Origin of the sequence: Acinetobacter sp. CFCC 10889, assembly GCF_003268395.1 — a bacterium.
Taxonomy (GTDB): Bacteria; Pseudomonadota; Gammaproteobacteria; order Pseudomonadales; family Moraxellaceae; genus Acinetobacter.
In genome coordinates, this window is sequence record NZ_LQXQ01000074.1 from 1 (window position 1) to 14,078 (window position 14,078).

14 protein-coding genes, 1 other RNA gene and 2 pseudogenes are annotated in these 14,078 nt (G+C 38.8%); 11 read left to right on the forward strand and 6 right to left on the reverse strand.

Annotation, left to right across the window (positions count from 1 at the left end; all coding sequences use genetic code 11):
• Positions 1-35: 35 nt before the first annotated feature.
• The 4 genes and pseudogenes from AVJ19_RS18625 (at position 36) to panD (ending at position 2,517) form a co-directional block, all read left to right on the forward strand.
• Positions 36-989 carry a ribose-phosphate pyrophosphokinase gene (locus tag AVJ19_RS18625; RefSeq protein ID WP_111861100.1) on the forward strand — a complete coding sequence of 318 codons (954 nt, stop codon included), beginning with the start codon at positions 36-38 and terminating at the stop codon, positions 987-989.
• A gap of 99 nt (positions 990-1,088) precedes the next feature.
• The gene (gene rplY, locus AVJ19_RS18630) at positions 1,089-1,385 is read left to right on the forward strand and encodes a 50S ribosomal protein L25 (protein WP_111861101.1); all 297 of its coding nucleotides are present in this window, start codon (positions 1,089-1,091) and stop codon (positions 1,383-1,385) included.
• Positions 1,386-1,407: 22 nt separating this feature from the next.
• Positions 1,408-1,985 (forward strand): annotated as a pseudogene (pth, locus tag AVJ19_RS18635) (aminoacyl-tRNA hydrolase).
• A 151-nt stretch (positions 1,986-2,136) separates the two neighbouring features.
• Complete coding sequence (panD, locus tag AVJ19_RS18640; protein WP_004722504.1) at positions 2,137-2,517, forward strand: aspartate 1-decarboxylase; 381 nt, start codon at positions 2,137-2,139, stop codon at positions 2,515-2,517.
• A 38-nt stretch (positions 2,518-2,555) separates the two neighbouring features.
• On the opposite strand, the gene AVJ19_RS18645 is transcribed toward panD, so the two are convergent.
• From AVJ19_RS18645 to AVJ19_RS18655, 3 genes and pseudogenes are all read right to left on the reverse strand, one after another.
• Positions 2,556-2,999 carry a hypothetical protein gene (locus tag AVJ19_RS18645; RefSeq protein WP_162626654.1) on the reverse strand — a complete coding sequence of 148 codons (444 nt, stop codon included), beginning with the start codon at positions 2,997-2,999 and terminating at the stop codon, positions 2,556-2,558.
• A gap of 143 nt (positions 3,000-3,142) precedes the next feature.
• Positions 3,143-4,396, reverse strand: a complete 1,254-nt coding sequence (locus AVJ19_RS18650; RefSeq protein ID WP_111861103.1) for a monooxygenase — start codon at positions 4,394-4,396, stop codon at positions 3,143-3,145.
• A gap of 13 nt (positions 4,397-4,409) precedes the next feature.
• Positions 4,410-5,588 (reverse strand): annotated as a pseudogene (locus tag AVJ19_RS18655) (SfnB family sulfur acquisition oxidoreductase); the annotation flags it as partial.
• A 411-nt stretch (positions 5,589-5,999) separates the two neighbouring features.
• On the opposite strand from AVJ19_RS18655, the gene AVJ19_RS18660 reads away from it, so the two are divergent.
• Positions 6,000-7,379, forward strand: coding sequence for an LLM class flavin-dependent oxidoreductase (locus AVJ19_RS18660; RefSeq protein ID WP_111861105.1), 1,380 nt, complete (start codon positions 6,000-6,002; stop codon positions 7,377-7,379).
• A 59-nt stretch (positions 7,380-7,438) separates the two neighbouring features.
• Here the strand turns inward: AVJ19_RS18660 and glpK are convergent, their stop codons facing one another.
• Positions 7,439-8,920 carry a glycerol kinase GlpK gene (glpK, locus tag AVJ19_RS18665; RefSeq protein ID WP_111861106.1) on the reverse strand — a complete coding sequence of 494 codons (1,482 nt, stop codon included), beginning with the start codon at positions 8,918-8,920 and terminating at the stop codon, positions 7,439-7,441.
• A 130-nt stretch (positions 8,921-9,050) separates the two neighbouring features.
• Between glpK and ssrA the strand changes: the two genes are divergently transcribed.
• From ssrA to AVJ19_RS18695, 6 genes are all read left to right on the forward strand, one after another.
• Positions 9,051-9,410, forward strand: a transfer-messenger RNA (tmRNA) gene (gene ssrA, locus AVJ19_RS18670).
• A 193-nt stretch (positions 9,411-9,603) separates the two neighbouring features.
• Entirely contained in the window at positions 9,604-10,743 is a 1,140-nt protein-coding gene (locus AVJ19_RS18675) for a tyrosine-type recombinase/integrase (protein WP_111861107.1), read from the forward strand.
• A gap of 149 nt (positions 10,744-10,892) precedes the next feature.
• A complete protein-coding gene (locus AVJ19_RS18680) occupies positions 10,893-11,204 on the forward strand; it encodes a hypothetical protein (RefSeq protein ID WP_111861108.1) in 312 nt (103 codons plus the stop codon).
• 161 nt (positions 11,205-11,365) lie between these two features.
• Positions 11,366-11,566, forward strand: a complete 201-nt coding sequence (locus AVJ19_RS18685) for a hypothetical protein (protein WP_111861109.1) — start codon at positions 11,366-11,368, stop codon at positions 11,564-11,566.
• Between the two features lie 93 nt (positions 11,567-11,659).
• On the forward strand, positions 11,660-12,004 hold the full coding sequence (locus AVJ19_RS18690) for a hypothetical protein (RefSeq protein WP_111861110.1): 345 nt from the start codon (positions 11,660-11,662) through the stop codon (positions 12,002-12,004).
• 9 nt (positions 12,005-12,013) lie between these two features.
• The gene (locus AVJ19_RS18695) at positions 12,014-13,027 is read left to right on the forward strand and encodes an AcrVA2 family anti-CRISPR protein (RefSeq protein ID WP_111861111.1); all 1,014 of its coding nucleotides are present in this window, start codon (positions 12,014-12,016) and stop codon (positions 13,025-13,027) included.
• A gap of 93 nt (positions 13,028-13,120) precedes the next feature.
• Here AVJ19_RS18695 and AVJ19_RS18700 read toward each other — a convergent pair whose 3' ends face one another.
• Positions 13,121-13,861, reverse strand: a complete 741-nt coding sequence (locus AVJ19_RS18700; RefSeq protein WP_111861112.1) for an N-acetylmuramoyl-L-alanine amidase — start codon at positions 13,859-13,861, stop codon at positions 13,121-13,123.
• Positions 13,858-14,078, reverse strand: a 221-nt coding sequence (locus AVJ19_RS18705; protein WP_162626655.1) for a hypothetical protein, incomplete at its 5' end; no start/stop codon positions are given. The genes AVJ19_RS18705 and AVJ19_RS18700, both read right to left, overlap by 4 nt.

The following is a 14,078-nucleotide window of genomic DNA, read 5'->3' on the forward strand; positions in this document are numbered from 1 at the left end:
CTATTTTCATACATGCCAACCGCCAAGGGTGCTTCATGCCCAATCTTGTCGTTTTTAGTGGAAATGCTCATCCACAATTCGCCCAAAAAGTCGTTAGCCATTTGCACATCCCATTGGGAGCTGCTGCTGTAGGTAAATTTTCTGACGGTGAAATCACTGTTGAAATTACTGAAAATGTGCGTGGTAAAGACGTATTCATCGTACAACCTACTTGTGCCCCAACCAATGATAACCTCATGGAAATCTTGGTCATGGCTGATGCTTTGCGTCGTGCAAGTGCGGGTCGTATTACTGCTGTGATTCCTTACTTCGGTTATGCGCGTCAAGACCGTCGTCCTCGTTCTACACGTGTTCCAATTACTGCAAAAGTTGTAGCAGATATGCTCACAACTGTTGGTATTGACCGTGTCGTGATGATCGACTTGCATGCTGACCAAATCCAAGGTTTCTTCGATATTCCTGTAGACAATATCTACGGTACACCTGCTTTGCTTGCTGACTTACGTCAACAACAACATCACAACTTGATGGTGGTTTCACCTGACGTTGGTGGTGTAGTTCGCGCACGTGCTGTTGCTAAACAAATGGGTGATATCGACCTTGCAATCATCGACAAACGTCGCCAAAAAGCCAATGAATCACAAGTGATGCATTTGATTGGTGATGTTAAAGATCGTGATTGTGTCATCGTAGATGATATGGTGGATACAGCAGGTACATTGTGTAAAGCAGCAGATGCGCTTAAACAGTTTGGTGCACGTAAAGTGGTTGCTTACGCAACGCATCCTGTACTTTCAGGTAAAGCACTTGAGAACTTAAGCAAATCTGTGATTGATGAATTGGTTGTGACTGACACTATTCCACTTTCTGAAGAAGCTTTAAAACTTGGTAAGATTCGCCAAGTTTCAGTAGCAAGTATGGTTGCTGAAACAATTCGTCGTATTAACAACGAAGAATCTATTAGTGCAATGTTCGATTCTTATCTATAATATAGCGCTAAATTTAAAAGCCCTGCCTTTTGGTGGGGCTTTCTATCACTAGACTGGTCGAAGGTCTAGTCAATTCAACTTAAATTAGGAATGTCTATCATGGCAAACTTCGTATTAAATGCAGTAGCACGTGAAGAAGCAGTACAAGGGAAAGGTTCGAGCCGCCGCCTTCGTCTTCAAAGCAAAGTACCAGCGATCATCTATGGTGGTGATGCTGCACCTGTAGCTGTAACTTTAGAACTTCGTGAGCTTGTTAAAGCTTTAGAAAGCAATGATTTCTTTGCTGAAGTTGTAGAAATCAACATCGATGGTAAAGTTGAAAGCGTTAAAATCCAAGCTTTACAACGTCACCCAGCTAAAAACACACCTATGCACGCTGACTTCAAACGCGCATAAGTGTTAAATGGTGTAAATGAGTGTGAGTAAACTTTCACTGATTGTTGGTTTGGGTAACCCAGGTTCTGAGTACGCCCAAACCGCCATAATGCAGGCTTCTGGTTTGTAGAACGCCTTGCAGAACAATATGGTATCCAACTGAAAACTGACTCTAAATATAAAGGGATCAGTGGTCGCGGTAATATCGAAGGTCAGGACGTTCGTCTGCTATTACCAACAACCTTTATGAACCTATCTGGTCAAAGTGTTGTACCCTTCGCCAAATTCTATCAAATTAAACCAGAAGAAATTCTGATTGCACATGATGAACTGGATATGGATCCAGGTGTCATTCGCCTAAAAACAGGCGGTGGTCATGGTGGTCATAATGGTTTACGTGACATTGTTCCACATATCGGTGCAAATTTTCATCGTTTACGGATTGGGATCGGTCACCCTGGCGCAAAAGAAAAAGTTTCTGGTCATGTCTTAGGTCGCGCACCAAGTAGTGAACAAACTTTAATGGATGATGCAATTCATCATGCTTTAAGTAAAACTAAACTTTTGGTTAATGGTGATATTCAACAGGCAATGAATCAAATAAATGCCTATAAACCGTAAATCTCTCCCATTAAATATCAAGCTTTGTTAAACAATTTTTCTTGCTATGCGCCAATTTTAAGAGCAAAATGCGCTTTCAAAAAGCATTCCATTGCAAAAGTTATTGTTTAACTACATATAACTGTCGTAGGACAACTAGGAGACGCAAGCCATGCTATCTCGTTTATTAAAAGCTAAAATCCATCGTTGTGTTGTCACACAAGCTGAATTGCATTATGAAGGTTCTTGTGCAATTGACGGCATTCTTTTAGATTTGGCTGGCATTCGTGAGTACGAAGAAATTCACATGTGGAACGTGACCAATGGTAAGCGCTTCACAACTTATGCAATTCGTGGTGAAGAAGGTTCTGGTATCATTTCTGTCAATGGTGGCGCTGCGCTACAAGCTGACGTTGGTGATTTGATGATCATCGCAACATTTGGTGATTTTACCAATGCCGAAGCAGATGCTCATAAACCACGCCTTGTCTATGCAAATCCAGACAATACAGTCAATCACACTGCAAACTGTATTCCTGTCCAAGTCGCTTAAGCTTTAAAAATTCGAATATAACCCGCCGAGTGCGGGTTTTATTTTGTTGATGTCATTTTCTGAGTACGCTTTTTCCAAATAATATTTTCTTCAAGCTCTCCTTTTTGATTGGTAAATTTACATTTAAGTTCTATATGCTTAATTTTCTCATGACATTCATAATTTAAAATATATAGATCATCAGGCTCTAGATGATTAATCATGACAAATTTTAATGTACTCCCTTTGTGCTTCACTTGTTCTACTGTAAAAATAGACTGAGCATCTATATTTTTAATACTGTATTGGTTTTGATCATTGGAAATAAAATAATATTCACTATCATCGACTGAAATACCATTATCCGAATCTTCAATAAGACCTGAATCATCATAAAAGGTGATTTCTTGCCATAAACCAACAAAACGATTGTCTGCATGTGCAAATGGCAATAACAATATATAAATCCAACTGATCATCGACATCAATGCTAATCTTTTCATTATCTAATTTTCAGTTTAAGTTTATTTTGTAATAGCATAATTTTAAAAGAAACACGATCTTTCTATTTTTAGATTTGTGATCAACATCAGTAAAAAAGAGCTTTCACCTTTCGATGAAAACTCTAATTTACCCAAAAATACAACTAAGCCGAAATTTTCCGAGCAGATGGACTATTGCCAATTTGCCAAACAAAAGGCAACGGTGTTTGATTAACGACCCAATCACCAATCACTTTTTCTTTATAAATAAGTGGATTATGTGAAGATACCACACGTGCATTGCGCCAAAAACGATCTAACTGCTTTGCCGTTGTACTTGCTGAGGCACTTAAAGCATTAAATAAAGCAGATGTGAGGTCTAAGACTAAACCTGAAATCACCACCTGACCTTGTGAGGATTCTAATTCAGCAGCATTGTTCGTTTGTTGGTCTAACACATCATTATCTTGAAAATGACTTAAATAAGCTGCATCTAATGCCTCTGCTGCGGTGAGGACAATCGACTGGCTAGCAAATGCTTGTGCAGATGCCTTACCAATCACTTGCAACACTTGTGCATCATGTCGGACGAGATCTGCATTACCATGACTAAAAATACGTGTGCGCTGACGTACTTCCTCGGAGAAAGTTTCCACAGCACTAAGTGCAATACCTGCCAAAGTTGCTAAATGGAACACTTGATAATATGCCGTTTGATATTTAAACCGTTGTTCAAACGGTAAAATATGGTCACGCTCTACAGCAACTTGAGTGATTTTGAGTGTACCACTGCCCGTTGTTTTTTGCCCGAAACCGTCCCAATCATCACTCACTTTAACGCCTTGATCATGTGTGGAAATTGCTGCAATCACATGCTGATCTAAGGTTTCATCATAAGCAAAAAGATCGATCCAATCAGCAAAAATCGTCCCTGTTGAATAGAACTTTTCACCATTTACCACCAATTTACCTTGTGGATTTTGTGAGACACGAGTCGCTACATCTCCGATTTCCACTTTGCCAATTTCAGTCCATGCATTACCCACTAAATCACCTTGCACAAAACGTTTAAACCAAAGCTCTTGTGGATGATCACGATGTGCGACTAAACGATCTTCAACAAAAGCGAAATGCCCACGCAAAGCCTGCACAATATTTGAATCTGCTGTTGCCAATTCGATTAACAATTGAAATAACTGACGCTGTGACAAACCATCGCCACCATATTGCACAGGTACACGCACAGCGCCAAAGCCTGCCTGTTTTAACCATTGAATCGGCTCGGATGGCAAGATTCGATCTTTTTCTCTTACTAAAGTTCCTGCGGCAATTTTGGCAAAAATTGGACGGAAGCGTTGAGCAACTTGTTCATAATTGCCACCTAAAGCAAGTTCATGATTTTGAGTAAATGTTGTCATTGTTATTCTCCTTTTAGCTCCAAGCATGACGTGGCGGTGGCACATCATTTAAATAATAATTGCCCACAATATTCAGTTTCCAACGCACAGGATCATGCAAGGTATGGGTACGTGCGTTACGCCAATGACGATCTAGATTCAACTCTGACAAAGTTGAACGTGTGCCTGAGAGTTCAAATAATTTATTGGCTGCCAAAAGTGCAATTTCTGTAGTGAGTACCTTCGCTTCAGCATTTAATAATGTCGCCTCATTGACATTTTGCTCAGATGGTTCATCTAAAGCTGCATCAATTGCCAATGCTGCCAAATCCAAAACTGCTTCTGCTGCTCGAAGTTTAATTTTTAATTCACCAATATTGGCAATGGTATAAGGATCATCAGTGGCTTTTTCTAAACCAGAATCAATCCAAGGACGTGTGTACTGACGAACATAATCAATGGTTTCTTGAATCGCACCACGTGCAATCCCTGCATCAACTGCCGCTTGAATAAATTGTGAGATTGCACCCGCTGCGGTATGACGTTCAAATGCTTGATAAATAGGCACAACATATTTCAAATCAACATTTACATGATCTAAATTTACCGAACCACTCACCGTTGTGCGCTGACCAAAACCACTCCAATCATTGTGAATCGTTAAGCCTTCGCTATGCTGTGGAATCAATGCTGCAAACGGTTTGCCTTCATGATTAATCGCTACTACAGGAATCCAATGTGCCAATAATGCACCTGTCGCAAAGAATTTCTGTCCGTTCACGACTGCATGATCATCTTTAAATTCGATTGTGGTGGTCAAATCTGCAACCGTTTTTGAACCTTTTTCTGAAAATGCATTACCAAAACGATGCCCTTGTAACACTTGATCAAAGAAAAAAGCATGTTGTTCAGGCGTTGCATCCAAACGAATATGCTCTACAAATGCCCAATGGTTTTGCGCAATCTGCCCCAAAGATGAATCTGCACTTGAAATTATTTTGACCACTTCAGCCAAAGTTTTATAACTCACACCAGTACCACCAAATTGTTTGGGAATAGTAATGCCCCACAAACCTGATTGTGAATATTTTTCAATTTCAGCTAAAGGCAAACGACGTTCATGATCTCGAATCCCTGCTTCTTGCTTAAAATCTTCTGCTAATTTTTTTGCAACAGCAATTGCTTCTGCATCATTTTGAATAATATGTGCTTTATTTTTTAATACATAAAATTCTTTTGGAATACTTTCTACTGGGTTTAATTCAATATTAATTTTTGCGGTCATTACACAAGGTCTCTAATTTAAATCGTTTCATTTAAACTAGCAGTAATATTTTAATTGATTTATACATTAAGCAGAAAAGTAAAGCATTTAAAATAAAATACCACTATTCCACTTAAATAAAAAACCATTAAAAAACAATAAAATCAAATAAATATAAAAAATTATCTCAAAAAATATTTAAAAAAACTCGATTTAACGATTAATTGATAAAATATATACTTATTTTCATAAGCATGAAAATTGATTTAGTTCTCAACTTTAAATATAAAATAATGCATTCTTTTTGAATAAGATAAAAATAATCCATAAATAATATTTAGATGATTAAAGAGCTTCATTATGACCAAACAAATTCGCTTTAATGCTTTTGAAATGAATTGTATTGCCCATCAATCCCCAGGTTTATGGCGTCATCCGCTCGACCGTTCTACGCAATATAAAGACTTAGACTATTGGACAGATTTAGCCAAAATATTAGAGCGAGGCAAATTTGATGGTGTTTTCCTTGCTGATGTTTTAGGGATTTATGATGTTTATCATGGCAATGCAGAACATGCGATTACAGGTGCTGTACAAGTCCCTGTCAATGATCCCTTACAAGTCGTTCCTGCAATGGCTGCAGTGACAGAGCATTTAGGCTTCGGCGTGACCACTTCTATTTCCTTTGAACATCCCTACCCTTTTGCACGTCGTATGAGTACTTTAGATCATCTCACCAAAGGTCGTGCAGGTTGGAATATTGTCACTTCGTATTTAGAAAGTGGTTCAAAAAATCTAGGCTTAAAAACCCAAGTCACGCATGATAATCGTTATGATATTGCGGATGAATATTTAGAAGTCTTATACAAACTTTGGGAAGGTTCTTGGGAAAATGATGCCGTGCTGCGGGATAAAAAACGTGGAGTTTTTGCTGATTTTAATAAAGTTCATCCCATTGAACATGATGGACAATATTTTAAAGTGCCTGGAATTCATATCTGTGAGCCGTCACCGCAACGTACACCTGTTTTATTTCAAGCGGGTGCATCGAGTCGTGGACAACGCTTTGCCAGTCAAAATGCTGAATGTGTTTTTATTTCCGCCCCAACCAAAGCAGCAGTGAAACAACTCACACAAGGTATTCGCGCAAAACTGGTTGAAGAAGGTCGTGATCCAAATTCTGTGTTGATTTACACCATGCTCTCGATTGTGGTTGATGAAACTGATGCAAAAGCCCAGAAAAAATTTGCAGAATATCAAAGCTATGGTAGTTATGATGGTGGTTTAACACTCGTTTCAGGTTGGTCTGGCGTAGATTTTTCACAATACCAATCGACTGACCAAGTGGAATATATCGAAACCAATGCAATTCAATCCTTACTTAACTCTTATGTCAAAGCGGATCCGAACCGAATCTGGACGATTGAAGAAATCGCCAAATGGACCAGTGTGGGTGGTAATGGACCTGTCGTTGTCGGTTCGGCAAGCACTGTTGCAGATCGTTTGCAAGAATGGATTGAAGATACAGATATTGATGGTTTTAATTTGGCGTATATTTTGGCACATCAAACATTTGAAGATGTCGTGGATTATGTTGTGCCTGAGCTACAACGCCGTGGCGTCTATCAAAATGAATACCGTAAAGGTACTTTACGTGAAAAACTATTTGGACGTGATGCGCATTTACCTGATGAACATCGCGGTGCATCTTTTCGCTTTGAAGCGTTGAGTGAGGTTTAAATCGAAACAGACGCTGAGAATGCTAAGCGTCTGTTGATTATTTTTAAATGAGTAATTTTTTAATCGCTTTTTGCTCTTTGCAAGGCATTATTCCATTTCTGTAAATGAAATTGTCGTTCGTCTTCTTGCATATTCGGTTCAAAAGCACGATCCAGTTGCCAAGATGCTGAAATTTCTTCTAAATTTGAAAATACCCCGATTTTCAAACCTGCCATCGCTGCTGCACCCCATGCTGTTGATTCTAAAAGCTTCGGACGTAATACGGGTACATTTAAAATATCGGCTTGGAATTGCATCAGCATGTCATTTTGACTTGCCCCACCATCAACTCGAAGCTCTTTTAAGGGTTGTGAAATATCAGACTGCATCGCTGTCAGTACATCCGATACTTGAAAGGCAATGGATTCTAAGGCTGCTCGAGCAATATGTGATTTATTGGTTCCGCGTGACATACCACAAAGCAAAGCTCTTGCATCACTGTCCCAATGTGGCGCACCTAAACCTGTAAAGGCTGGGACTAAAACCACACCATCGGTATCATTGACTTGGCATGCTAACTTTTCCACTTCGGCACTATTTTTGATAATGCCTAAGCCATCTCTAAGCCATTGGACAATTGCCCCTGCCATAAAAACGCTACCTTCAAGTGCATAATTGGTCTGGTTTTGACAATTCCACGCAAGTGTTGTTAGTAATTGATTTTGGCTATATTGAATTTTTGTACCTGTATTAAATAGCATGAAACAGCCTGTACCATAAGTATTTTTTGCTGTACCCACTTCAAAACAAGACTGCCCAAATAATGCAGACTGTTGATCACCCAATACACCTGAAATCGGAATTTCAGCACCAAGCAATCCTGTTGCTGTATTGGCAATATATTGATCTGAATGAATAATTTTTGGTAATACATTTTCAGGGATATTAAATAAATTAAGAAGTTCTTGATCCCATTGTTGAGTGCTTAAATTCATAAGCATAGTACGCGATGCATTACTCGCTTCAATCACATGCTCTGCACCTTGAGTCAAGTTCCAGATCAACCAACTGTCAATGGTTCCAAAAGCAACATGCCCTTGTTCTGCAAGCGTTCTTAATCCATCGACATTTTCCAACAACCAAACTAATTTCCCTGCACTGAAATAAGGGTCAATGCGCAAACCTGTTTTTTGTTGTATTTTTTCTAAATAATTATTTTGCAGTAAATCATTACACCATTCTGCCGCACGACGGTCTTGCCATACGATCGCAGGTGCAAGTGGTTTTCCTGTACGTTTATCCCAAACAACCGTGGTTTCTCGCTGATTGGTTAAACCTAATGCTTTAATATCTTTAGCGAGCAATCGTGCTGAAGCGATCGCCTGTTGTACCACGGCAATTTGTGTGGTCCAAATTTCCATTGCATCTTGTTCAACCCAACCTGAGTGTGGGGTTTTAATTTGTGTTTCTCTTTGGGCTGTAGCATGAACTTTTCCGTGCTCATCAAAAATAATCGCTCGGCTGGAGGTTGTTCCTTGATCAAGTGCGAGTAAATAGCTCATCTTTTTTATATTTGTCCCTTGAAAAATAATAATAATAACGCAATTATAGAATTAAGCGCATGTTTTGATATAAATGTAGTGAATTAGCTGCTTAATTTACAACAGTTATGTTATGATGGCGTCGTTATCTGGGGATGTTATTGGCTTCGACGCTGATGATGAAGCTCATAGATGCATGCCGAGAGCGCATTTTCTCTCGTAAATCAAATTTGCATATTTTAGTCGCAAACGACGAATCTTACGCTCTAGCTGCCTAAGGGCAGCTTGTCCGCTTCACTGAATACTTGTGGTCAGTGAACCCGACTGAAGCGCACGCACACAAGTCCGTACTAAAGTCACGCCTCGGGGCTTTGTACTAAATTTAGAGGATCGCGTTTTGTACCCTGTTCGTCGGGTCACTTAGCGTTAAAATAATTGACGATATCTAAGCATGTAGTATTCTCGAGTGTAGTGTTGGCGGACGCGGGTTCAAATCCCGCCATCTCCACCAAATTTGTTAATTAAGATCAATCATGATTCATCATGGTTGATTTTTTTTGCCTTTTATTTACTATATATCAAGTGTTTACAGTTACTTTCATTAATCACAATCAATCACGATCAATCACACACAACATTTATCAATCACGGTTAATCATGATAAGGTGTTACACAAGTGTGACACGCGTGTAACAGGTGAAGATATGTTGTCCGATTCTCAAGTAAAAGCATTAAAAGCCCAAGAAAAAAGATATTCACTAGCAGACGGTGAGGGATTGTCTATTGATGTGCATCCCACTGGAAAAAAGAAATGGGTATTGTCGTACCGGGTGCACAGAAAGCAGACCCGAAAAAGTTTAGGTGAATACCCGGATATTGGTTGCAAAGAAGCTCGCCAACTAGCAAGACAATATAAAGCAGAAGCGCAAGGCAAAGTCTTGGACTCACCTTCTGTCAAATCTGTAATTGATGAATGGCTTAAAATGATGACTCCGCGATGGTCCAGTGAAAAATACGTCAACACTGTTATTTATCGCTTGAATTACATTACTGAAGATTTTGCAGAACAACCAATTGACGAAGTAGATCGAAAGCAAGTGGTCAAAAAAGTAAAAGAAATGGTGAGCAAGGGAACACTTGAAACTGCAAAACGATCACTTCGACTTTTAAATGAATTATTTAATTTTGCAATTGCGTCTGATTACACACAAAAAAACCCGTGCACACTTGTCGCTGATGTAATCCCACAGCAGATAGTTAAAAATATGCCTTCGCTTGATGCTGAACAAATGCCTGAATTTTGGCGCAGAGTAAATCAGTCAAATGTTACACCTGAACTGTTACACGGATTAAAGATTGTTTGTTACACAGCGGTCCGTATTTCGGAAATGCTAAATGCGAGATGGGATACTGGAGAAATTGATTTGAAAAATGATCAATGGGTAATTCCTGCATCTCGAATGAAGATGCGTCGAGATCATGTTGTGCCACTTACAAAACAAACTAAAAAATTATTCCAAGATTTATATGACAATAGAATAGATGATGGCTTTGTTTTCAAAAATACTCGAAACCCTGCATTGCCAACAAAGTCAGAAAGCATCTTAGCTATTATTAAAAGAAATGGTTACGGTGGGCAAATGGTGACACACGGCTTTCGCTCTCTCTTCTCTACACATGCAAACAACTCACAAAAATTTAGAGCTGATGTAATTGAATACCAAATTGCACACGTTCCTAAAGACCGAATTCGCGGCATTTATAATCGCGCTGAATATTGGGAAGAAAGAAAAGAATTGATGGAATGGTATTCAAATGAAGTGGATAAGTGGATGAAATACTGAGGGTGAATTGACCGCTTGTCGGCAAAATAAAAATAATTAAAAAATATCTTTACAACTAACGCACGTTAGATTAATATTAACTCATCAAGACGAGATGGTCAGATCGAAAAGTCTTGATGGACTTAAACATTACTTAGTGAGATATAAATATGAACCTTTTCTTAAACTACAACAACGGCAACCTTACTGTTAATTCACACCGTAACGTAAATGCAGAAGTTACAACTCTTGAAGATCTTTACGAAGCTGTTCAAGAAAACCGTGAAGAAGTTCTTGTGGCATCTTTTGAGCAAGATTTTGAATATGACCCAGATACTAAAATCGCAACTTTTTCAGGTATCTGCCACAATGGTGATACAGGTTTTGAAATTTGTGTAAACCAAGAAGCACATAATATTGAGTCTGAAGAAGCTGGTCGCTCGGTATGGGGACTTGATGAAGACTTAGAGCCAAGCATCTAATAGCAAAAAGCCACTGGTCAGAGTGGGCTTTTTTAAAGCCGCCTATTCGGCAGTAAACATTACTTAGCAAGTAGTAAAAATAAACTAAGTTTAATTTTCTAAGCTGCTTATATAGCAGTAGATACTTGCAAGTGGCTTAAATATAACAGTGAGTATTAATTATGACAACAGAAAATGAAAGAAAATCCGATAGCGAATATACAAAAAAATATTCAGAAAAACGTCAAACTGTTCGTTTTCCAATTGATTTTTATCAGGATGATGAGGTTGAAAAATCGGTATTTGATGCGCTGAAGTCAGAGCCTCGCGGGTGTGCAAAAAAACTGATCATCCGACTACTAAAAGAACATTATTCAATTTAATACCGTTCGTCGGCGAGATTAAATAAATGAGCATTTCCCCTTGATTATCTAACGCACGTTAGATATAATTACCACATACCAAGGAGATACACCATGAACAAATCAGAACTTTTCAAAGCAGCTCACCAGTTAGTTAAAGCAGTTATCAAAGCTGGTGATAACTACCGTGTGACCTTTGGCGCTTGTATCAAAGCAGTTAAAGAAGGTTTTGTTAAACCTGTAATGTCAATCGCTGACTTGGTTTTATCAGTTGGTGGTAAAGTTTGGGAACAACATGGTTTTAAACGTATTTATATGACTGTTGCTCAATTCAATACCGTGACTGGCAATCAATACACTTTAAACGATGCGAAAAATAAAATTTTCTATGATTTTGCAGCTAACGCTATCCTGCGTAGCTACAATGGTAAAAAGCCACAAGTTGAAGTTCAGTATTAAGAGAAAAACATGAACCCACTCGACCACCTGAATGCATTCACCCGTCAATTCACTGATGCAAAAGACGTGTTTAAAAATATGCAGCAGTGGTATGTAAAAAATAATCCAAAATCGGGATTATTTGTACCATCTATCGAATTACATGGTCTTAGCCCTCGTCTAGCTTTAGCGAATGCAACTGGTCTGCTTAAAGGTGTAACAACTATCAACACTTTGAACGACAAGCAATATGAAATCATTAAATTTTTGTGGGGTTTACACTTATTCGGAACCTGGCGAAACACAATGGGTGTGTATCGTATAGACCCTGATATTGCTGCCGATTTGATTGCCTCACCTATTCCAAGTGATACGCCTGCCGATATTTTTAGTCGTCTACCCGAGTGGTGTGTTTATGTGGAAGCGCCTGAAAATTCACTATCAATGAGCACTTTAGAGAATAAGGAAAGTGCTGTAATACGTGGATTTTGGGCTTTATTTGATATGGATAATGGTCATCAAGTTTTAAATCTTGTCTTGAATTTAGACCAAGAAGAAAACAGTATTTATTCATGCTACCAACCGCTTACACTGATAGTTGATGAAGATATTACTGTGAGTGATGCTGTTGATGTTGCACTTGATAAAAATGGAAATCTTTCATTACTCAATGAAGAAAAGAAGTTGGTGTTGCATTTATTGTCATTATTATTATGGCTTTGTGCTGAAGAACCTGATATTTCAAATATCAAGGATGAGCCTATTCCACGCTTTCCACCCAACATGCCAGTATCAAGAATTCACAAAAAGTCTGGTGCATTCGTACCACCAAGCCAACCAATAATTTACGACATTGGTAAACGCTTAGGCGGTGAGATACGCTCATTCAAAGATCAAATTGAGCGATCTGGTGAGATCAAATCGTCTCGAAAGCGTCCACATATCCGTCGCGGACATTGGCATGGTGTATGGAGTGGTGCTGAAAAATCTAAAGAATTCAAGGTTTATTGGCAGTCTGCTATTTTTGTAAATAGTGCAGGTTAATTCACACACTGCACACAAACAGTCACATGAACTTTTGTGTTGATCGAATGAGCTGTGCAACTTGTGAGTAAGATGCACAGTAATAAAATAAGACTATTTTGCATAACGAATTAGAACATCAGCAACATCACGTGCAGCCAGCCAGTATTTTTCATTGAAAGTTTTCAACTCAGTTTCATTTGAAATAAAACCAAGCTCTACAATTAAGCCACCATTGCTGATAAATCCTAATTTTCCACGTGCTGATTGCGACTGATCAATCCAACCTGCTTCACCGCGCAATTTAGAATTAAATGCTTTAGCTACAACTTTTGACAGATCCTGCGCTAATTTTTTGTCCCTTGGCAAAGCAATAGTTTCAATACCATAAGCTGCCTTATTTGCTGCTGCATTCATATGAAATTCAACAGCAACATCAGAACCTTTAATCAATTTAATGGCTGTATTTAAATTCTGGTTATCAGAACCAACACCATCGGTTTTTATTGCAATACCTGCTTCACTCAAATAATGAGCTACAGCATTACGGAACTTTGTTGCTAATTCGGATTCTTTGTATTTACCATTGACCGCACCTGGATCTACATTGCTGTGCCCTGCTGTCACCGTGACGAATGAATTTACATTGTGTAAATTTGGCTGATAAATCTTGCGACCAATCCAAGCTAAAGCTGGCAAAACTGTACCAACAATTATTGCTTCATACTTATCTGGGACTAACTGATAATCCAGTGCCCATTGCAATGCTGGGATAACAACAAGCAATAAAAAAGCTCCCAACATCGGGAGCTTCACTGACAAATATTGCCATGGACTTTCATTGATTAGTTTCATTTATGATCCTCTCTATGGCTTTGCATAATCGCCATATCTTGTTTAAGTTGATTAATTGAATTGATGGTCCATGTGCCGCCCGACAACGCAACAGTTAGCACCACACCAAGCCCCCATTTCAGCATTGCAATAGCGCCTTGTGCTTTATGGTTTTGCTGTTCAAGTAGTTCCACTTTTACTCGTTGCTGATCAAGTGCCTGGTGATAGCCCTTATTAA

Bases quoted from the DNA above. Each gene is read 5' to 3' on its own strand.
- AVJ19_RS18625 (WP_111861100.1), top strand. From the start codon at position 36: ATGCCCAATCTTGTCGTTTTTAGTGGAAATGCTCATCCACAATTCGCC.
- rplY (WP_111861101.1), top strand. From the start codon at position 1,089: ATGGCAAACTTCGTATTAAATGCAGTAGCACGTGAAGAAGCAGTACAA.
- panD (WP_004722504.1), top strand. From the start codon at position 2,137: ATGCTATCTCGTTTATTAAAAGCTAAAATCCATCGTTGTGTTGTCACA.
- AVJ19_RS18645 (WP_162626654.1), bottom strand. From the start codon at position 2,999: ATGAAAAGATTAGCATTGATGTCGATGATCAGTTGGATTTATATATTG.
- AVJ19_RS18650 (WP_111861103.1), bottom strand. From the start codon at position 4,396: ATGACAACATTTACTCAAAATCATGAACTTGCTTTAGGTGGCAATTAT.
- AVJ19_RS18660 (WP_111861105.1), top strand. From the start codon at position 6,000: ATGACCAAACAAATTCGCTTTAATGCTTTTGAAATGAATTGTATTGCC.
- glpK (WP_111861106.1), bottom strand. From the start codon at position 8,920: ATGAGCTATTTACTCGCACTTGATCAAGGAACAACCTCCAGCCGAGCG.
- AVJ19_RS18675 (WP_111861107.1), top strand. From the start codon at position 9,604: ATGTTGTCCGATTCTCAAGTAAAAGCATTAAAAGCCCAAGAAAAAAGA.
- AVJ19_RS18680 (WP_111861108.1), top strand. From the start codon at position 10,893: ATGAACCTTTTCTTAAACTACAACAACGGCAACCTTACTGTTAATTCA.
- AVJ19_RS18685 (WP_111861109.1), top strand. From the start codon at position 11,366: ATGACAACAGAAAATGAAAGAAAATCCGATAGCGAATATACAAAAAAA.
- AVJ19_RS18690 (WP_111861110.1), top strand. From the start codon at position 11,660: ATGAACAAATCAGAACTTTTCAAAGCAGCTCACCAGTTAGTTAAAGCA.
- AVJ19_RS18695 (WP_111861111.1), top strand. From the start codon at position 12,014: ATGAACCCACTCGACCACCTGAATGCATTCACCCGTCAATTCACTGAT.
- AVJ19_RS18700 (WP_111861112.1), bottom strand. From the start codon at position 13,861: ATGAAACTAATCAATGAAAGTCCATGGCAATATTTGTCAGTGAAGCTC.